The sequence below is a fragment of the Enterobacter cloacae complex sp. P43RS genome (genome assembly GCF_014930585.1).
GTDB lineage: Bacteria > Pseudomonadota > Gammaproteobacteria > Enterobacterales > Enterobacteriaceae > Enterobacter > Enterobacter bugandensis.
On the sequence record NZ_JADBRJ010000001.1, the window covers coordinates 201,011 to 220,365 of the forward strand.

Below are 19,355 nucleotides of genomic sequence, written 5' to 3' on the forward strand. Positions count from 1 at the left end.
TTAAAGCGGAAGCGATGATACCAGACCAATAAATCACGTGAATTTATCAGTCTGGTTATCAACATGCGGAGAGTTACGCCACGTTGCGGGCGTGTCCGGCAAGAACGGCCAGCGCTTCGCCGTTTTCGATAGTGATGTATTTACCCTTAACGGCCAGCATTCCGCTCTTCTGGAAACGACCCAGCAGACGGCTGATGGTCTCAACGGTCAGGCCCAGGTAGTTACCGATATCGCCACGGGTCATGGTCAGACGGAACTCACGCGGCGAGAAACCGCGCTCGGCGAAGCGGCGGGAGAGGTTGTAGATAAACGCGGCCAGGCGCTCTTCTGCGTTCTTTTTGGAAAGTAGCAGAATCATGTCCTGATCGCCTTTGATCTCACCGCTCATCAGACGCATCATCTGCTGACGCAGGTTAGGCATCTTACCGGACAGATCGTCCAGGGTTTCAAACGGAATTTCGCAAACCATTGAGGTTTCGAGTGCCTGAGCAAAGCTCGGGTGGTGACCAGTGCCGATGGCATCAAAGCCCACCAGATCGCCTGCCAGGTGGAAGCCGGTGATCTGCTCGTCACCCTGTTCGGTGATGGTGTAGCTCTTGATGGTGCCAGAGCGGATAGCATAGAGCGATTTCAGTTCGTCTCCCGCTTTAAACAGCGTCTGCCCTTTCTGAATCGGCTTTTTGCGCTCGATGATATTATCAAGCTGATCGAGTTCATGCTCATTCAGGGTAAACGGGATACAGAGCTGGCTGATGCTGCAATCCTGGCAATGGATAGCACAACCGCCAGACTGAATGCGTCGTATAATTCGCTTTTCCGGGATCATAGGTTTGCTCAAGCCTTAATTGATATTGGTCAATTTTAACATCTTTTTGGTAAGTACGTAAGCCTGACAAACCCTCAATAAGGACAAGAGACGGCAACGTGTTGCCATCTTCTTGAAATTCCACAGCTTGATTATGGATTTTTAGCCTAACCGGTAGAAAATTAAGCACAAAAAGCCTGGGATCTACAGCAAGAGATACCCTTCGTGACGCAGTAACCACTCCTTGCGCTGCACGCCGCCGGCATAGCCGGTCATGGTGCCGTTACGGCCAATGACCCGATGGCAGGGCACCACAATGCTGACCGGATTAGAGCCATTGGCGGCACCCACCGCGCGTGCGGCGCCTGCGCGGCCTAGCTGCTCCGCGAGCTGGCCGTAATGCATGACCTGCCCGCACGGAATCGACCGCAGCGCCTGCCACACTTCGCGCTGAAAAGGGGTACCTGCCGTGGCGGTTGGCAGAGTGTCAATGATGCTGAGATCGCCTTCAAAATACGCCGCCAGCTTGTCGCTCAGCCCGCCCGGGTTGGTGGCGCTAATGCGTTCATAACCCTGTGCGCGGTAATGAATATCAAGCAGTTCCTCCATGCGGTCGCTGTGCTCTTCCCACTCAACGGCGCGCAGGCAGAACTGCTCGTCCGCGATCACCCACAGCGGCCCGAGCGGCGTCGCAATTTTATCTTCGAGTAATCTCAGCATTTTCAATCCTTTAATTTAGCCTCGGGTATATCCCCGGCCCAATCGGCAGGCCGACAAGATACCATGCCACCAGCATCACCAGCCATACCCCTAAAAAGATAAGCGGGTAGGGTAAAACCAGCGAATAGTAGGTACCCAGTCTGGCCTCGGGCTTATAGCGCTGCAGGAAGCCTAAAAACAGCGGAACGAAAGGTGAGACGGGCGCCAGCGGGATCACCGAGGAGTCCGCGATGCGGAACAGGATCTGGGCAAACGCCGGGTGGAACCCGAGCATCATAAACATCGGCACGAAGATCGGCGCCAGAATTGACCAGATGGCGGAGCCGCTGGCAATAAACATGCACAGCAGGGATGACAGCAGCGCCAGCCCGACAAACGCCGGTACGCCGCTCAATCCGGCAGCCTCCAGCGCGTCGGTCAGGCCCACGGCCATAAACTTGCCCATGTTGCTCCAGTTAAACATCGCCACAAACTGCGCCAGCGGGAATACCATTACGATAAAGCCCGCCATCTCTTTCATCGGCTCGATCATCAGCTGCGGCAGATCGCCCTGACGGCGGATTTTGCCGGTAGCGATACCGTAGGCGAGCGAAACGACAAAGAAGAAGAGAATAATCAGCGGCACGATGCCCTGAATAAACGGCGACGGCAGGACGGTATGCTTAACCGGATCGCGCAGTATGCCGTTTTCCGGCACCACCATCAGCGCCACCAGCGCGATAAACGCCAGCGAAACCAGCCCGGCCACGCGCAGGCCGAAGCGCTGCTCTTTGCTCAGCGTCTCCAGCTTTTCATCGCTACGGCCTTCCCATTTGCCCAGACGCGGCTCGACGATCTTATCGGTAATCAGCCCGCCGACAATCGTCAGGACAATCACCGAGCTGGCCATAAAGTACCAGTTGTCGATCACGCTGACGTGCATGGCCGCATCAATGGTTTTCGCCGCCTCCGTGCTGATGCCCGAGAGCAGCACGTCGGTGGTGACGATCAGCAGGTTGGCGGTAAAGCCGCAGCCCACGCCCGCAATGGCCGACAGCAGACCCGCCACGGGATGGCGCCCGACGGCGAGGAAGATCAGCGCCCCCATCGGCGGCATAATCACCAGCGCGGCATCGGATGAAATGTGGCTGAAGAAGGCGATAAACAGCACCATGTAGCTGGCATAGCGCGCGCTGACGTGGGATGCCATTTTTACCATCAGCGCGGGTAACAAGCCCACGCGTTCAGCCAGCCCGGCGCCCAGCACCAGCGCCAGAATGGCCCCCAGCGGAGCGAAACCGCTGAAGTTTTTGATCACGTTCGGTAAAAACCAGTGCAGCCCGTCAACGCTGAGCAGGTTTTTCACCGCCACCAGGCTGCCGTCTGCCGGGCTGCGCACGCTGACGTCAAAGGCCGAGAGCACGGCGGTGGCAACCATCAAAATCACAATCAGATAGATAAACAGCAGGAAAGGGTGCGGCACTTTATTGCCGATCCTTTCAACCCAGCCATAGAGCTTACCGGATGGGGAATGCGAAGGTATGGATGACATACTCATGGGCGTTCCTCGGGAGTGTTGTGTTGTTGTGTTGTGTTTTTTTATTTTAAAGGTGACGGTGTCACGCCCGATGGGATCGGACACGCGTACGGTTTTTCTTCTATTTGTTGTTCGAACTCTTCACGGCATGTTTTCAGCAGGTCTGCATCCTGCAGCAGATTGAGTGCGGTTGCGCCCATCACTTTCCCGGCCAGCAGCATGCCTTTGTGGGCGATGGAGGTTCGTCCCTGCGCCACCAGTTGCCAGGTGTGCAGCGGCGTGCCGACGGTAAAGCAGGGGCTGAAGCACTGGGCGACCGGCATTTTCCAGCTGACGTCACCCACGTCCGTTGAACCCGCCAGCACGTTATCGGTGATGGCATAGGGCGCGACTTCATCCACCAGCAGCGTCTCCTGATGGCGGCGGGCAAAGGCTTTGCCTGCTTCTCCCCCCGTGGCGGCAATGTTTTTCAGGCTGTTCTGCAGATCGTTGGGCGTCAGCGTGGCGCGGATTTCGCGGGCAAAGTCGCGCTCTTCATCGGTCCACTCCGGCGTGCCGTAGTGCTGCAACGCGCGGTACATCGCAGCCTCAAGCGTGCGGTTCGGCAGGTAGCTGGAGCAGGCCTTATCAAAGCGGCATTCGACGGTGGTTTCGGTCATCATCGCCGCGCCCTGGGCAATTTTTTCGATGCGTTGGTAGATCTGCTGCGCGTCGGCCATCTCCGGGGCGCGGATCAGGTACAGCACTTCAGCCTGCGCCTGCACCACGTTGGGCGAAATCCCGCCGGTGTCGGTGATGGCGTAATGGACGCGCGCTTTCTCTATGATGTGCTCGTTAAGGAAGTTGGTGCCGGTAGTCATCAGCGTCACGGCGTCCAGCGCGCTGCGCCCTAAATGGGGCGAGTTGGCTGCATGTGCCGCCACGCCGTGAAAACGCCAGGCCGCCTGAATGTTGGCGAGCGTGCTGACGTTAAACATCCCGGCAAAGGCCTCCGGGTGCCAGGTGACGGCGGCATCAACGTCATCAAACAGACCTTCACGTACCATAAAGGTTTTCCCGGAGCCGCCTTCCTCACCGGGACAGCCGTAAAAACGCACCGTTCCGCTGCCGCCGTGCTGCTCCAGCCAGCTTTTTATCGCCACCGCGCCCGCAAGCGCCGCGGTACCCAGCAGGTTATGCCCGCAGCCGTGGCCGTTCGCCCCCGGCGTGGCGGATTGCGCCGTCGCGCAGTGCGCCTGCTGGCTTAGCCCGGCCAGCGCGTCGTACTCGCCCAGCAGAGCGATAACCGGTTTTCCGCTGCCGAAGCTGGCGATAAACGCGTTGGGGATACCGCCAGCCTCGCGGGTCAGCGTAAAGCCCTCGGCTTCCAGCTCGTCAGCGAGCCGTCTGGAGGACCAGAACTCTTCAAAGCGGGTTTCGGGATGATCCCAAATCGCGTCGGCAATATCGGTTAGCGTCTGACATCGCGTGTCGATGGCATCGGCAATAAAAGCGTAGTTCTCCTGCATTACACACCTCGCGTCCACGGGAAATTGAGCGCAGTTCGCGCCAGCGTTTCAATGGCGACAGCCATGATCTGCTCATCGAAGTCGAATTTTTCGTTGTGATGTCCGGCGCTCAAATCCGTGCCGAACACCATATACGACGCCATGCCGCCGTTCTGCTGCACGCGGGCCATCATCAGCGTGGCGTCTTCAGAGCCTGCTGGCGCTTTCACCTTATCGATTGCGTGCACAATTCCCGATACCTGGCTCGCCTGTTCACGCAGGTAATCAACCCAGGCCGGCGTCGGCGCGCTGGAGGTGGCGGCCCCCATCAGGCGCATCTCCGCGCTCACGCCATAGAGCGCGGCCGCGCCGGTAATGACAGCCTGCGCACGTTCAAAGACATACTGGTTTATTGCTTCGCTTTCGCCGCGGGTTTCAACCTTAATCAGTGCATTTGCGGGCACCACGTTGCGGCCGCTACCCGCCTGCATCACGCCGACGTTGACGCGGGAAGCGCCTTCGCTGTGCGGGGCGATGCTGTGCAGGGCGAGGGCGGCCTGCGCGGCGGCAAGCAGGGCGTTACGTCCATCCTCCGGTTTGCCGCCCGCGTGTGCGGCAACGCCGGTAAAGTTCACGTCGAACTTGGTGGTTGCCATAAAGTTATCGCTGCCGCAGATCGCCGTTCCGGCGGGGACGCCGGTACCAATATGGATGGCGGTAAAATAATCCACGCCGTCCAGCGCCCCGGCGGCGACCATGGCGCGAGCGCCGCGGGTGCCTTCCTCGGCAGGCTGGAAAATCAGCTTGACGGTACCGTTGAGCTGCGCTTCGTTCTGCTTAAGCACCTTTGCCAGCCCCAGGCCAATGGCGGTGTGGCCGTCGTGCGCGCAGGCGTGCATCATTCCCGCGTTGCAGGAGGCAAAACCGTCGCGGAACGGGCGATGGCTGTCGTCGAGCGCTTCGCTTAAATCAAGGGCATCCATGTCGACGCGAAACGCCAGCGTCGGGCCCGGTCGTCCGGTATTCAGGGTCGCCACAATGCCGGTAAATCCGCCTTCAAACGGTGCCAGCCATTTCTCAGGCGCGCCCTGTGACCGCGCACGGGCAAACTCTCGCGAAAGGGTGGCTTCATCGGGCAGCCCCATACGGCTTTCGGCATCGATCACGTCGCGACCCATCGCCAGTTCGTAGCCCAGGGAGTCAAGAATTTCCGCGACCTTTGCGGCGGTACGGAACTCTACCCAGCCGGATTCCGCAAAAAGGTGAAAATCGCGACGCCATGCGATCAGCTGGGGGGCTAATGTCTGGATGTACTTCGCCAGTGTGTCCATATCTGTTCCTGTCATCATTAAAAAATGTGAACTGCTTCACGCTGTGATAGTTTTTACTTATCACTAACCGTTTTTTCACAGTTTTAACCGTTCAGGAATTACCCTCGCACATCCCTTTCCATTAAAGTAGATGACAGTTTCTTTACTCTGATAAACAACGGTTATCGGTTGGGCTATGTCATTTCAGATTAAATTTCATCAAATCCGGGCGTTTGTTGAAGTGGCGCGTCAGGGCAGTATTCGCGGTGCCAGCCGGACGCTGAATCTCTCGCAGCCGGCGCTGACCAAATCCATCAAAGAGCTGGAGGAGGGCATGGCGGCGCAGCTTTTTGTTCGCCGGAGTAAAGGCGTTGCGCTGACCGAGTGCGGGGAAGGGTTTTACCAGCGCGCCAGGCTGATTCTGGAAGAGCTGCGTGCGGCGCAGGATGACATTCGCCAGCGGCAGGGGGATCTGGCCGGGCAGATCAATATCGGGATGGGGGCCAGCGTGTCACGCAGCCTGATGCCCGCCGTCATCACCCGTTTTCACGCCCAGCACCCGCAGGTTAAAGTGCGAATTATGGAAGGGCAGCTGGTGTCGATGATCAATGAATTACGCCAGGGCGAACTGGACTTCACCATCAACACCTATTATCAGGGGCCTTACGACCATGAGTTTACGTTTGAAAAACTCTTCGAAAAACCGTTTGCGGTATTTTGCCGGGAAGGGCATCCGGCGACAGGGGCAACATCCATTAACGATCTGCTGCATTATAACTGGACAATGCCAACGCCGCGGGGAAGTTATTATAAGCAATTAGAAGATCTATTTAGCCACCGCTCGCAAATACCGCGGATTGGCGTAGTGTGCGAAACCTTTTCTTCCTGCATTAGCCTTGTTGCGCAAAGTGATTTTTTAAGTATCCTTCCACAGGAGTTAGGCTGTGATCCGCTGCTGGCGCACCGTCTGGTCATTCTGCCGGTTGCCGAGTCGCTTCCAAAAGCCGCATATTATTTAATTCAGCGCCGTGATTCTCGTCAAACTCCGCTTGCCGAATCATTAATTACGCAATTCAGAAGGGAAGCGAGAAAAATAATTTCAGGGTGAATGTCGCATAATAAAAAAACAGAGTCTGCCCGACATCAGACAGACCCTATAGTACACACAGCAGTGCGTCCTTTCGCAAGTCCTGGGTATTATATCCATGAGGCAGGTAAATTTAGTTATAACACCTTTCCCGAAAAATGAAAGGAAGGTGAATGACTGATTTTAGAAAAATTTAACGCAAATCACCTATTTTACTGTTGTTGGGGTTTTAGTTAAGTCAGGTTTAAGTACATTTTATAATGACTATATATATTCATCGGGTTAATATTTATCTCGTGCCTCATCTTCTAAGGGTTATTGAGACACCTGTCTGGCGCAGGTATAGTACAAGCCCAGATGTAGCCGGAGGATTTCCATGAACCCTGACGACAAATCCCTTTTTCTTGACGCCATGGAGGATGTCCAGCCCCTGAAACGCTGCACCGATATCCACTGGCAGCAAAGCCGTAATACCCGGGCTCGCCAGGACATCGATACCGAACAGCTCGACAACTTTCTGACCCTGGGTTTCCTTGAGCTATTGCCGCTTGACGAGCCGCTGGCGTTCCAGCGCGAAGGCGTCCAGCAGGGCGTTATTGATAAGCTGCGTTCGGGTAAATACTCCCGACAGGCCAGCTTAAATCTGTTGCGTCAGCCCGCTGAACGCTGCCGCCAGATGCTGTATTCCTTTATTCGCCAGGCCAGTCGTGACGGATTACGTAACCTCATCATCATCCACGGGAAAGGGCGCGAGCAAAATTCGCATCCTAATGTGGTGCGTAGCTATCTGGCACGCTGGTTAACCGAGTTCGAGGAAGTGCAGGCGTTCTGCGTGGCGCTGCCGCATCACGGCGGCAGCGGGGCTTGCTATGTTTCCCTGCGAAAATCCGACGACGCGAAGCAGGAGAACTGGGAACGGCACGCCAAGCGCAGCCGTTAGCGGGCGATATCTTCGCCCGCCTGAGGCTTAGAAGGTTTCCCAGTTACTGTCGGAGGTGGCGTTAGCCGTTGCCGGACGCAGCAGTTGCGGTGTTTTAACGTTGGCCGGGCGTGGGGCGGTGGCGTTTGCTTTACCGTTCAGACGAAACGCGGCCACGGCCTGACGCAGCTGTTCGGACTGTTCTTCCAGCGCCGCTGCCGCCGTGGCCGACTGCTGCACCAGCGCGGCGTTTTGCTGCGTCACGCTGTCCATCTGCGACACGGCCAGGCTCACCTGCTCAATTCCGCGGCTCTGCTCATCCGATGCGGACGAAATCTCGCCCATGATATCGGTGACGCGGGTGACGGCGGCGACAATCTCCTTCATGGTCGCGCCCGCTTCGCTGACCTGCTCAGAACCGGTGTTCACCCGGCTGACGGAGTTCTCAATAAGCCCTTTGATCTCTTTCGCCGCCTGCGCGCTGCGGCTGGCCAGCGTACGAACTTCACCGGCGACAACCGCAAACCCGCGGCCTTGCTCGCCTGCGCGTGCGGCTTCCACCGCGGCGTTAAGCGCCAGAATGTTGGTCTGGAATGCAATGCTGTCAATCACGCCGGTAATATGAGCGATTTGCTGCGAACTGTCGGCAATTTCGTTCATGGTGCGCACCACGTTATCCACGACGTGGCCGCCGCGAGCCGCTGTTTCAGAGGCATTCTTCGCCAGCAGCGTCGCCTGACGGGCGTTATCGGAGTTCTGTTTAACCGTTGCGGTCAGCTCTTCCATGCTGGCGGCTGTCTCTTCGAGCGAGGAGGCCTGCTCTTCGGTGCGGGCGGAGAGATCGTTGCTCCCTGCGGCAATTTCACCCGCGCCGGTGTAGATGGAGTCGGTGCTGCCGCGTACGGCGCTGACGGTCGTCACCAGCGACTGCTGCATCTCGTGCAGGCCAGCCGCCAGTTGGCCCATCTCATTGCGGCCAGAGAGGGTGATATCCTGCGTCAGATCGCCTCCCGCAATGGCGCGAATATGGTTCATGATGGCGTTGAGCGGTTTTAACAGCAGGTGCTGTAAACCCTGCCAGATCACCACCAGCACGGCGATAACGGCCAGGAAAATGGCTGCCAGCGTCCACTGCATCTGCGTGAAGCTGCTTTGGTTCTCTTCGGTTGCCGCCTTCAGCAGCGTGTTGTTCTCGGCGCGCCAGCGGTTATAGACCGCTTCCATGTCGTCCTGGGCCTGCTGAGCGTCCAGATCGCCATAGGCCTGGTAGTTGTCGGCACGCAGATACTCAATCGACAAACGCATCACCTCGTGCATCTGATTCCATGACTTCTGCATCTCGTCGGTTAACGCCGCATTCTGGCCGTTAACCTGCGGCATTTTCTGCCATTCTTTGTTATAGGCTTCAGCTTTAGCCAGCGAGTCGCCTGCGGTGCCGAGCAGTTTGTTAATCGCGGCAAGGGATGCCGGGTCGCGCTGGTTCTTCAGGTAGCGGATTGCCACGCGGGTGACGGTAACGCGCGTTTTCACCAGCGTGTTCACGCTGTCGCTCAGGCTTTCCTGCTGGGCATTCAGCACGCCGGAGTTCTGGAAGTTATGGCGATCGTTGCTGACGGCAGAGTAGAACAACCCTCCCGTGACAACTTGCAGCAGACAGAATATGGTGAGGGCAAAGATAATTCCGGTAATCACGTGCAGATTTTTCAGCATAGCGGTCGTCCGTTAGAAAAGATGCAGAGGTACACCCATACTATCGTCGTATAGAATTTAAACTTTAATTTAACTCGCGCTTAACTTAGGGCTTCGGTCAGGAACCTGTTGTAAATCCGGATCATTTTATGAGGAAGGTTAACATGAGCAGCATTGATAAAAGCGGGACGTACGCGCTCGGAACGCGAACGGTTAAACGACTGGGCTACGGGGCAATGCAGCTTGCCGGGCCGGGCGTATTTGGCCCGCCGAAGGATAAACAGGCCGCGCTGGACGTGCTGCGCGAAGCCGTGGCGGCGGGTGTGAATCATATCGATACCAGCGATTTTTACGGGCCGCATGTGACGAACCAGCTGATCCGCGAGGCGCTTCATCCTTACCGGGACGATCTCACCCTCGTCACCAAGATCGGTGCCCGTCGCGATGACAAAGGGGCCTGGCTGCCGGCCTTTTCCGCGCAGGAGCTGACCCAGGCGGTGCATGACAACCTGCGCAACCTGAAGCTGGATGTGCTGGACGTGGTGAACCTGCGGATCATGTTTAGCGCACACGGCCCGGCAGAAGGATCGATTGCTGAACCGCTTTCCACCCTCGCAGAATTACAGCAGCAGGGGCTGGTACGTCACATTGGCCTGAGCAACGTCACGGCCACGCAGGTGGCGGAAGCGCGGAAGATGGTGCAGGTCGTCTGCGTGCAGAACATGTACAACATTGTGAACCGCGGCGACGATGCGCTGGTGGATTTACTGGCGCAGCAGGGGATTGCGTATGTGCCGTTCTTCCCGTTGGGAGGCTTCACGCCACTGCAGTCCACCGGCCTGCAGGCCGTCGCGGATTCCCTGGGCGCAACGGCGATGCAGGTTGCGCTGGCATGGCTGCTGCAACGGTCGCCGAACATCCTGCTGATCCCCGGCACGTCATCCGTGGCGCATCTGCGGCAAAACCTCGCGGCGGGAGAGGTGCAATTGCCGCCTGAAGCACTTGAAAAACTGAATGCGCTGATGGGTTAATCACAGCATGGGCAAAGCCGGAAGGACACTTCCAGGCTTTGCCTGCTCAGACTCCGCATTGACTTTTTTGTCTGTGAAGCGCTAACGCTTCTGCCACAATTTCCTGCTTGCTTTTTCGCGTCTCAAAGGCGGTGATTCTGATGTATTCCATCAGGTCAGGCTCAATGCGGGCGCTCAACATCCTGAGATCGGCCTCCTTTGCTAAACCGCGGGCAACTCGCTTGTCGGGATAGTCACGGGCTGGCATAGAAAACGTCCTCCAAAAATCTTGATAATTCGTGCCCTAAAATATGCGTTATTCTGATGTTTAAGTCAATTAATAGTGTTTCTATAGTGATTTAATGATCTTTTTTTCACATGAAGTGATTTTAAAGTGTTTGTTGTTGACTTTTTTATGACTTTTGGTTGGCCCGTCTGCGATCGCCAGCAGGAGAGGTTGCTAAATTAAATCCGCTCAAACTTCAACGCGTTTGCGGTCTTTGTCGGAAATGACCTTGATCCTGTGCCGTAATCCGTAATACTGTGTTTATATACAGTATCTGGCGGGAAAGGCATTTATGGACACTCTCTTTTCTTATCATCCAAAGCAACTTATTGAATTACCTTTATATCTTGAGCGTGTTGCCTGTGGCTTTCCAAGCCCTGCGCAGGATTATGTGGAGGATCGTCTCGATCTTAACCGGCTGGCGGTCAGGCACCCCAGTGCGACCTACTTTATCAAAGTGAGCGGGGACTCCATGATCGGCGCAGGGATTAGCGACGGCGATCTGCTGGTGGTAGACCGCTCGTTAAATGCCGAACACGGGGACATTGTTGTGGCGTCGGTCGGCGGCGAGTTTACGGTGAAAGAGCTACAGACCCGCCCGGTTCTGCGGCTGCTGCCGCGTAATGCCCGCTATCAGCCGATCGCCTTTCAGTCCGAAGAGGAGCTGCAAATCTTCGGTGTCGTCACTCATACGCTCAAAACGCATAAACATGTTCGCGCTGGTTGATGTGAATAGCTTCTATGCCTCCTGCGAGAGGGTGTTTCGCCCCGATCTGGTGGGTAAGCCCATCGTGGTGGTGTCCAATAACGACGGCTGTATTATTTCGCTGTCGCGGGAGGCAAAGCAGTTCGGCATAAAAATGGGGGAGCCCTATTTTAAATTCAAAGAGAAGGGGTATCCGTCGCGGGTTTACGTCTTTAGCTCCAACTATGCGCTGTATGCCGATCTCAGCAGCCGGGTGATGCAGACGCTGACCGATCTCGCGCCGGCCATTGAGATCTACTCCATCGATGAAGCATTTGTGAACGTTTCGGGTGTCAGCAACTGCATCTCGCTGGAAGCATTCGGTCATCAGATGCGTACGCAGGTCTTTAAAAACACAGGCTTAAGTGTGGGCGTCGGGATTGCGCCGACTAAAACGCTGGCGAAGCTGGCCAACTATGCGGCGAAGCGGTGGTCAGCCACCGGTGGCGTGGTCGATCTCTCGGATCGTGGACGGCAGCGTAAGCTGCTGGCAAAGGTTCCGGTGGAGGAGGTGTGGGGCGTAGGACGACGCATCACGAAAAAACTTAACGCGATGAGGATAACCACGGCGCTGGAGCTGGCGGAAGCGTCATCCTGGGTCATCCGCAAACATTTTAACGTGGTAATGGAGCGCACGGCGCGCGAGCTTCGAGGTGAGCCCTGCCTCGATCTGGAAGAGTTTACTCCCACGAAGCAGCAAATTATCTGTAGTCGTTCGTTTGGACACCGTATTACGCAGTACGAGGAGATGCATCAGGCCATTTGCGCCTATGCAGAACGTGCTGCGGAAAAACTGCGTGGCGAGCATCAGTATTGCCGCTTTATCAGCGTGTTTGTGCGCACCAGCCCGCATGCCGACAACGAAATTTATTACGGCAACCAGGCTTCCGTCACCCTGATGACGCCCACCAATGATTCGCGCGATATCATCCGTGCCGCCACTGAGGCGCTGGGGCGTATCTGGCTTGACGGATATCGCTATATGAAAGCGGGGGTGATGCTGGCAGACTTTTTCAGCAGCGGCGTTGCCCAGCTGAATTTGTTTGACGATAACCGCCCGAGCGCCAACAGCGCGGCGCTGATGGCGACGATCGACAGCTTAAATCATTCCGGCAAAGGGAAAATATGGTTTGCCGGGCAGGGGATTGAGAAAGCCTGGGCGATGAAGCGGGAGATGCTGTCACCGGCCTATACGACGCGCTACGCGGATTTACCGGTGGCGAGATGAAAGGCGGCTATGTGTGACAAAGAGCCGAAGACGGTTTACGGACGCCGCTCCTGTGCTGCGTCCATAGCATCAGGGTTAAGGGCTTACTCAACCGTTAACGCATCGACAACCTCGACCACGCTTCTCACGCTGCGGATATTCCCGATCCCCGTGCCGAGCGCGATATAACCTTCATCGGTGTTATTTTCCAGCATGCCCAGGCGCAGGCCCCGCAATCCTCCCATCGCCTTGCCCAGCGCTTCATTGCTTGCGCCAGCTTTATCCAACGCCGCCAGTTTTTCCGCCAGCTTGCCGGGCAGAGAACGATAGTAGTGAGGGACGGTGCGGAAAAGCAGCAGGTCCAGGCCGTTGGCGGCAACAATTTTCTCTTTGACCTCCTGCGGCACGCGGCTTTCTACGGTACTGATAAAGACCGAACCGGCAAACACGCCTTCCGCACCTAACGCATGCGCCGCTCTGGCGGTGCGGCGATCGGTAATACCGCCCGCCGCCATCACCGGAACATGCTCCACGGCATCGGCAATCAGCGGCACGATGGAAAAGGTGCCAAGCGCCGTTGCGGGTAAGGTACCGCCTTCATCAAAACCGGTGGCCACAATAATGTCAGCCCCTGCGTCTTCCGCGAGACGGGTGTTTTCCGGGGTGGGATTAATGTCGCGGTAGATAATGGCAATACCCGCCTCTTTTAATTCACTGAACAGCGCAGGAATAATGCTGCCTTCACCATAGCCCGTATACACCACGGCCCTGACGCCTTCCTCTTTTATCACCTTAAGAATTGGCCCGGTCCAGACGTCATTAACGGCGGTGGGGATCAGGTTCACGCCGAAGGGTTTTTCGGTCAGCCGTTTGGTTTTGCGAATTTCTTCCCGCATTTTTTCGGCGGTTTCTTCCGGCGTGGAGACCGCGGTATCGGCGGTTAACCCTGCGTTGGGGCCGAGCACGCCGAGTCCTCCTGCATTGCTGACCGCGGCCACTAAACGGGCATCAGTAAGCCAGGATAACGGTCCCTGAATAACAGGCTTTTCGATACCCAGGATCTGACAGATACGGTTATTTTTCATAGCAGAACATTCCTCACGTTTGAATGGAGGAGAGTGTAGGGCGGAAGATTGTTAGGAAAAATAGCCAAAAAGATTCATCACTGTTATAAAATAAGTAACAATCCTGACATTCCTGTGACGGCAAAAGAGACAACCAATGCAACTAAATCTCTTTGAATCAATTAGAGTTTTCATTGAAATTGTCGAGTCGGGCAGCCTGACCCAGGCGGCGGAAAATCTGCAGATCCACCGTCCGGCGGTCACCAAAGCGTTACAGCATCTGGAGCAGCACAGCGGCACGCGTTTGCTGCAGAGAACAACGCGGCGGATTAGCCTGACGCCGGACGGAGAGGCGTTTTATCGCCGAAGTAAACCCCTGCTGGCGCAGGCGGACGATTTACTGGAGTCGTTTGGCACTGGCCGGGCAATACACGGTCAGTTGCGGGTGGATATGCCCATCGCTTTTGCGGCGCTGAGGGTCATACCCAACCTGCCGGATTTTTATCGGCAGCATCCTGAAATCGACATCATACTGAGCAGCTCTGACCGCCGTCGGGATATGCTGCGCGATGGCCTGGACTGTGTGCTGCGAGTGGGGGAGCTGGACGATGGTGACTATGTCGCGCGCAAAATCGGGAACATAAAAATCACGACCTGTGCCAGCCCGGCCTGGCTGGCAAAACACGGTACGCCAGAAACGCTGGATGATTTATACAAACATCAGGCCATCAACTGGATCAATAACAACAGCAGAAAAATTCAACCCTGGACGTTTACTACGCCAGAAGGCATTGCGGAAATAACGTTGCCCGGCAAGCTGGTCGTGGATAACTCCGAAGCCTACATCGCGGCGGGCCTGGCCGGGTTAGGGTTAATACAGGGGATGAATCTTTTTCTGCAGCCCTATATTGACCGCGGCCAACTGGTTGAAGTGTTACCGGAGCATCGCTCCCCGGATCGTAAATTGTCGCTTCTCTATCCACACCGCCATCTCTCCCGCAAGGTGCGGGCCTTTACCGAGTGGCTGGAAAGTTTAGTGTAAAACCGCCCCCGGAGAAGAGCCGCCAGTTCATGACACCGCGCGCTAATCTGTTCCATGGCATTCAGCAGGCGAGGCGTGGGTTCGTTTGCACAGTTTAGCCGCAGCTGACGGAGGATGAGATCCCCCGGATCCTGAGGAACCGTTTTGCGCTGACTGCTGTGTAATCTGCCGGGGAACGATTGAGCCTCAGCTCACCTTTCTTCTGCGGCTTTGCGCTGAGTCCCCCCACTGTAACAGCAGGCTAAACGACGCGGGTAATACGGTCAGCGTTACCAGCGTCGCGACCAGCAGCCCGCCGATAATCGCATAGGCCATTGGCCCCCAGAATACCTGATGAGAGATCGGGATCATGCCCAGAATGGCGGCGCAGGCGGTCAGACAGATGGGTCTGGCCCGATGCTCCGCGGCCGCCACAATCGCGGCATCGTTTGCCATCCCCTGAGCAAGATTACTGTCTACCTCGCTAATCAGTATCACCGCGTTACGCACGATCATCCCCGCCAGGGCGATGACGCCCAGCAGCGCGACAAATCCCATCGGCGTGCCGCCGGGCAGCATAGCCAGCACAATCCCCGGTAAACCAAACGGGGCCATCAGAAGCGCCAGCAGCATCCGGGAATATCGGCGCAACTGAAGCATCAGCAGCATCAACATGATGACAAGCGTCACCGGAAGAACGCTAAAAACGGAGCTGTTCCCCTTATCTGATTCGGCAACCGCGCCGCCTTCTTCTATGCTGTAACCGGCTGGCAGCTCCGCGCGCAGCGTGTCGATCGCCGGACGCAGCGCCGCCGATACCGCTTCGGCCCTCAGCCCCGGCGCGAGGTCAGTTTGCACCGTAATAAAAGGCAACCGCTGTCGACGCCAGATGACCGGATCGTCCACGCTCCAGACCAGCGTCGCGACGGCGCTGAGCGGAATTTTTTTACCGTCATTCCCCTGAACGGTCAGCGAGGAGAGGGGGGCGGTGCTGTGACGTTCATTGTCCGTGGCCCGTAGCACCACGTCGACAAGGCGATCGTTATCCCTGACCGAGGTGACAACGCTGCCGGACCAGAGGGTATTCAAGGTGCGGGCGAGAGCTTCTGACGATATTCCTGCCGCCCTGGCCGCCGTCTGATTCACCTTCAGAGTAATGATCCTCTCCGGCTCTCCGGCCGTCTGGTTAACCTCGCGCGACAGCGGCGATTGGCCAATCGCGTCGGCCAGACGGTTCGCAAGCGCCCGGACCTGCAGATAATCAGGCCCGCTCACCCGGTATTTGATTGGCCAGCCGACGGGCGGCCCAAGCTCCAGGGGCGACACGCGCGTGATGATGTCGCTAAACTGCGCCGCCAGCAGCCTGTTCAACTGCCCATGCAGACGATCCCGCGCCTGAAGATCCTTCGCCACCACCACAATCTGGGCGATGTTTTCATTTTCCAGCAGCACGTCCATCGGCAGGTAAAAACGGATGGCTCCTGACCCGACGTACGTCGAGTAGCGCTCGATATTGCTGTTGCCGGCCAGCGCGTGTTCCAGCTTTTCCACCTCTCTTAACGTTTCGGGCTGCGACGCGTTGGCCGGAAGCGTCAGGCTGACCAGCAGCTCAGGCCGGTCCGACGCGGGGAAGAACTCACCCTGCATAAACGTCGTGCCGTACACGGACAGCCCCAGCGCGGAAAGCGCAATCAGCACGGTGGCGAGCCGGTGACGTAGCGCCAGCCCTAAAAGCCGCCCGTACCCGCGCGCGATCCTTCCAGGGCCTGCCGCGCGATGTCTGACCTTCTCCGGCAGCAGCCACGTGCCCGTCAGCGGCGAAAACAGGATCGCGACAACCCAGGAGCAGAGCAGGGCAATCAGCACTACCGCAAACAGGGAAAAACAATATTCACCGGCGCTGGAGGCCGCAAAACCAACGGGAATAAACCCGGCAATCATCACCAGGGTTCCAGTGAGCATCGGGAAGGCCGTCGTTTTGAATGCATGGGTGGCCGCATGCCGACGGGAATCCCCGGCTTCCAGTCGGGAGACCATCGTTTCGACGGCGATCATGGCGTCATCCACCAGCAGACCCAGCGCAATGATCAGCGCCCCAAGCGAGATACGCTGAAGCCCGATGCCGGCGAGCATCATGCCGGCAAACGTCATGGCGAGCACCAGCGGAATGGCCGCAGCCACCACCAGCCCCGCCCGCAAACCCAGCGAGACAAATGAAACCGCCAGCACGATAACAACAGCTTCAATAAGCACCCGGACAAAACCACTTACCGCGTCACTGACCACCGCCGACTGATCGGCAACTTTCACCATTTCAATACCGTGCGGCAGCCCGGCGCTGAGGACTGTCATTCTGGCGTTCAGCGCGGCGCCAAAACGCAGCATGTTGCCCGTTGGCGCCATTGACACCGCCAGCCCGATGGCCGGTTTGCCGTTTACCCGGTACGCGGGGGCCGGCGGCTCGGCGGCTTCCCGGGTGACGGTGGCGATATCGGTCAGCGGAATATAGCGATTGTTAATATGCAGCGTGACGGCGCGTAAACTCTCTTCGGACGTGAGCGCCCCGCTGACCTTGATCGCGATGTTCTCCTGCCCGGTACGCATAACGCCAGCCGGGACAACCGCGTTTTGCGCCCGCAGCGCATCGGCGACCGCCTGAATATCCAGTCCCATACCCGCCAGACGGGCCGGAGAAAAGGCGAGAACCATCTGATCCTGCTGTTCGCCCAGCAGGGTGGTTTTGCCGATATCTGGCAAGGAGGCGAGCTCACGACGTATTGTCTCAACGCGATCCCGCACTTCCCGTAAGGTGTAGCCGTCGGGAATAAAGCCGTAAATCGTGCCGAACGTATCGTCAAATTCGTCGTTCACGGCCGGGCCCTGAACGCCTTCCGGTAAAGACGGCGCGATGTCCTGCATTTTTTTGCGGATCTGATACCAAATGTCCTGCACCTTTTGCGGTGGGGTATTGTCACGGAGATTCACATGGATAACCGCGCTCCCGGCACGGGTTTCACTTTCGAGATAATCAAGCCAGGGCGTTTCCTGCAGCTTTTTTTCAAGCGTATCGGTCAGCAGACGGGTGGTGTCCGTTACGGACGCGCCCGGCCACTGCGCGGAGACGACCGCCGTTTTGATGGTAAAAACCGGATCTTCATTACGCGGCAGTTTTTCATAGCAGAACACGCCCATCGCCACGATCAGCAGCATGAAGAAACTGACCATCTGCTGATGGTTAAGCGCCCATGCGGACAGGTTAAATTTCGCTTCCGGTTTCGTGTTCATGGCTGAACCTCCCCGGGTACCACCGGCTCTCCGGAACGGAGTTTGCTCACGCCAGCCGTAATCACCCGGTCGCCTGGCTCAAGGCCGGAGGCGATAATCACCGAGGAGGCCGTATAGCAGGCAGGCACCACCGCACGCAGCTGCGCCTGCGAATGCGGGTTAATCACAAACACCGCCGGTCTATCTCCTGTTCGGCTCAGCGCCGATGCGGGAATGACGTAACCTCGCGGGCCAGTCGAGGGCAGGGTGACGGTGACGCTGGCACCCAGCGCTATCGCCGCTGGCGGGTTTATCAGGGTGGCTCTGACGCGCCAGGTGCGGGTCTGAGGATCGGCCTGCGGGGTGATATCCTGCAGCACGGCAGATGCCTGTACCGACGGGTCGCTGAGCAGGGAAACCCGCAATTCCGCCTTATCCAGCGGCGGTATCGCATCGGGCGTGGCGATATCAAACGCTACGTCGCGGGCTTCGCCGGTTGCCAGCGTAAGCACCGTCTGTCCCGCGCTGACAACCTGGCCCGCAGAGGCGCTCACCTCGGTGATCGTGCCGGTTTGTGGAGCGATAAGGCGCGTCCAGCCAAGGCTTTCGCGGGCGTTACGCCACGCGGCCTCGCTGCTTTTTAATCGCGCGCGGGCGACAAGCCAGTCCGCGCGGGCGCTGTCGAGTTGCGTGCGGGCTATTGCGCCCGTCGGCATGAGCTTTTGCATTCGGCTGACGTTAAGCGCGGCAACCTGCGCTGAGGCTTTGGCCCCTTCATAGTCGGCCGTTGCGCTGTCGAGCTGATTTTGTCCGGTGGTATTTTCAAGTGTGGCCAGCAGCTGTCCGGCATTAACCCGATCGCCAATATCAACGCTGCGCGTCAGTATTCGCCCCCCGGTTTGAAAGCTCAGCGTCGTTTCATCGCGGGCATGGATCTCACCGGTCCTTTCCAGCGCGGGGAGGGTTTGGGCTGTACGTACGACGACGTAGCGCACCGTACGCACTGGGGCAGGCTTATTTTCCTGTTTGTCACCGCAGCCGGTGAGCGGAAAAATCACCAGCGCGAGCAGGACCAGAGGGAGAAAATTTACCCAGGAAAGAGTACGCGCCACGCCGTACAGATGGTGCAGGCAGTGGCGGAGGGAGAGAACAAATTCGTCTGACATAACGCCGCTCCATAAAGATGAGGGCGTTATTAAATGCGCGCTACGTCGAGAAAGATTCG

Annotated in this window: 16 protein-coding genes; 6 read left to right on the top strand and 10 right to left on the bottom strand. The window is 57.4% G+C overall.

Annotated elements, in window-relative coordinates; translation table 11 throughout:
* Positions 1–73: 73 nt before the first annotated feature.
* The 5 genes from fnr to IM294_RS01050 all read right to left on the bottom strand — a co-directional run bounded on the left by fnr (position 74) and on the right by IM294_RS01050 (position 5,859).
* Entirely contained in the window at positions 74–826 is a 753-nt protein-coding gene (gene fnr, locus IM294_RS01030; RefSeq protein ID WP_006174991.1) for a fumarate/nitrate reduction transcriptional regulator Fnr, read from the bottom strand.
* A gap of 183 nt (positions 827–1,009) precedes the next feature.
* Positions 1,010–1,525, bottom strand: coding sequence for a methylated-DNA--[protein]-cysteine S-methyltransferase (gene ogt / locus IM294_RS01035; RefSeq protein ID WP_028012946.1), 516 nt, complete (start codon positions 1,523–1,525; stop codon positions 1,010–1,012).
* Positions 1,526–1,535: 10 nt separating this feature from the next.
* The gene (gene abgT, locus IM294_RS01040; RefSeq protein ID WP_045261473.1) at positions 1,536–3,062 is read right to left on the bottom strand and encodes a p-aminobenzoyl-glutamate transporter; all 1,527 of its coding nucleotides are present in this window, start codon (positions 3,060–3,062) and stop codon (positions 1,536–1,538) included.
* Between the two features lie 41 nt (positions 3,063–3,103).
* Positions 3,104–4,549: a M20 family metallopeptidase gene (locus tag IM294_RS01045; RefSeq protein ID WP_126817425.1), complete on the bottom strand. Its 1,446-nt coding sequence runs from the start codon at positions 4,547–4,549 to the stop codon at positions 3,104–3,106.
* The gene (locus IM294_RS01050; RefSeq protein WP_126817423.1) at positions 4,549–5,859 is read right to left on the bottom strand and encodes a M20 family metallo-hydrolase; all 1,311 of its coding nucleotides are present in this window, start codon (positions 5,857–5,859) and stop codon (positions 4,549–4,551) included. Before IM294_RS01050 ends, IM294_RS01045 begins: the two co-directional genes overlap by 1 nt.
* A 175-nt stretch (positions 5,860–6,034) precedes the next feature.
* Between IM294_RS01050 and IM294_RS01055 the strand changes: the two genes are divergently transcribed.
* Both IM294_RS01055 and smrA read left to right on the top strand, forming a co-directional pair.
* A complete protein-coding gene (locus IM294_RS01055) occupies positions 6,035–6,946 on the top strand; it encodes a LysR family transcriptional regulator (protein WP_045261470.1) in 912 nt (303 codons plus the stop codon).
* A gap of 355 nt (positions 6,947–7,301) precedes the next feature.
* On the top strand, positions 7,302–7,865 hold the full coding sequence (gene smrA, locus IM294_RS01060) for a DNA endonuclease SmrA (RefSeq protein WP_045630204.1): 564 nt from the start codon (positions 7,302–7,304) through the stop codon (positions 7,863–7,865).
* A 27-nt stretch (positions 7,866–7,892) separates the two neighbouring features.
* Here the strand turns inward: smrA and IM294_RS01065 are convergent, their stop codons facing one another.
* Positions 7,893–9,554, bottom strand: coding sequence for a methyl-accepting chemotaxis protein (locus IM294_RS01065; protein ID WP_126817420.1), 1,662 nt, complete (start codon positions 9,552–9,554; stop codon positions 7,893–7,895).
* 143 nt (positions 9,555–9,697) lie between these two features.
* On the opposite strand from IM294_RS01065, the gene IM294_RS01070 reads away from it, so the two are divergent.
* Positions 9,698–10,564, top strand: a complete 867-nt coding sequence (locus IM294_RS01070) for an aldo/keto reductase family oxidoreductase (RefSeq protein WP_028012953.1) — start codon at positions 9,698–9,700, stop codon at positions 10,562–10,564.
* A 46-nt stretch (positions 10,565–10,610) separates the two neighbouring features.
* Here the strand turns inward: IM294_RS01070 and IM294_RS01075 are convergent, their stop codons facing one another.
* Positions 10,611–10,811 (bottom strand): hypothetical protein, encoded by a 201-nt coding sequence (locus IM294_RS01075; RefSeq protein ID WP_028012954.1) that lies wholly within the window; start codon positions 10,809–10,811, stop codon positions 10,611–10,613.
* Positions 10,812–11,121: 310 nt separating this feature from the next.
* Between IM294_RS01075 and umuD the strand changes: the two genes are divergently transcribed.
* Positions 11,122–11,556, top strand: coding sequence for a translesion error-prone DNA polymerase V autoproteolytic subunit (gene umuD, locus IM294_RS01080; RefSeq protein ID WP_028012955.1), 435 nt, complete (start codon positions 11,122–11,124; stop codon positions 11,554–11,556).
* Positions 11,540–12,802 carry a translesion error-prone DNA polymerase V subunit UmuC gene (gene umuC / locus IM294_RS01085; RefSeq protein WP_126817418.1) on the top strand — a complete coding sequence of 421 codons (1,263 nt, stop codon included), beginning with the start codon at positions 11,540–11,542 and terminating at the stop codon, positions 12,800–12,802. The genes umuD and umuC overlap by 17 nt, the downstream gene beginning before the upstream one ends.
* A gap of 83 nt (positions 12,803–12,885) precedes the next feature.
* On the opposite strand, the gene IM294_RS01090 is transcribed toward umuC, so the two are convergent.
* A complete protein-coding gene (locus IM294_RS01090; RefSeq protein WP_126817416.1) occupies positions 12,886–13,866 on the bottom strand; it encodes a nitronate monooxygenase family protein in 981 nt (326 codons plus the stop codon).
* Between the two features lie 136 nt (positions 13,867–14,002).
* On the opposite strand from IM294_RS01090, the gene IM294_RS01095 reads away from it, so the two are divergent.
* Positions 14,003–14,887, top strand: coding sequence for a LysR family transcriptional regulator (locus IM294_RS01095; RefSeq protein WP_045261464.1), 885 nt, complete (start codon positions 14,003–14,005; stop codon positions 14,885–14,887).
* A 186-nt stretch (positions 14,888–15,073) separates the two neighbouring features.
* On the opposite strand, the gene IM294_RS01100 is transcribed toward IM294_RS01095, so the two are convergent.
* Both IM294_RS01100 and IM294_RS01105 read right to left on the bottom strand, forming a co-directional pair.
* Positions 15,074–18,151, bottom strand: coding sequence for an efflux RND transporter permease subunit (locus tag IM294_RS01100; RefSeq protein ID WP_126817414.1), 3,078 nt, complete (start codon positions 18,149–18,151; stop codon positions 15,074–15,076).
* Positions 18,148–19,296: an efflux RND transporter periplasmic adaptor subunit gene (locus IM294_RS01105; protein WP_126817412.1), complete on the bottom strand. Its 1,149-nt coding sequence runs from the start codon at positions 19,294–19,296 to the stop codon at positions 18,148–18,150. The genes IM294_RS01100 and IM294_RS01105 overlap by 4 nt, the downstream gene beginning before the upstream one ends.
* Positions 19,297–19,355 lie beyond the last annotated feature (59 nt).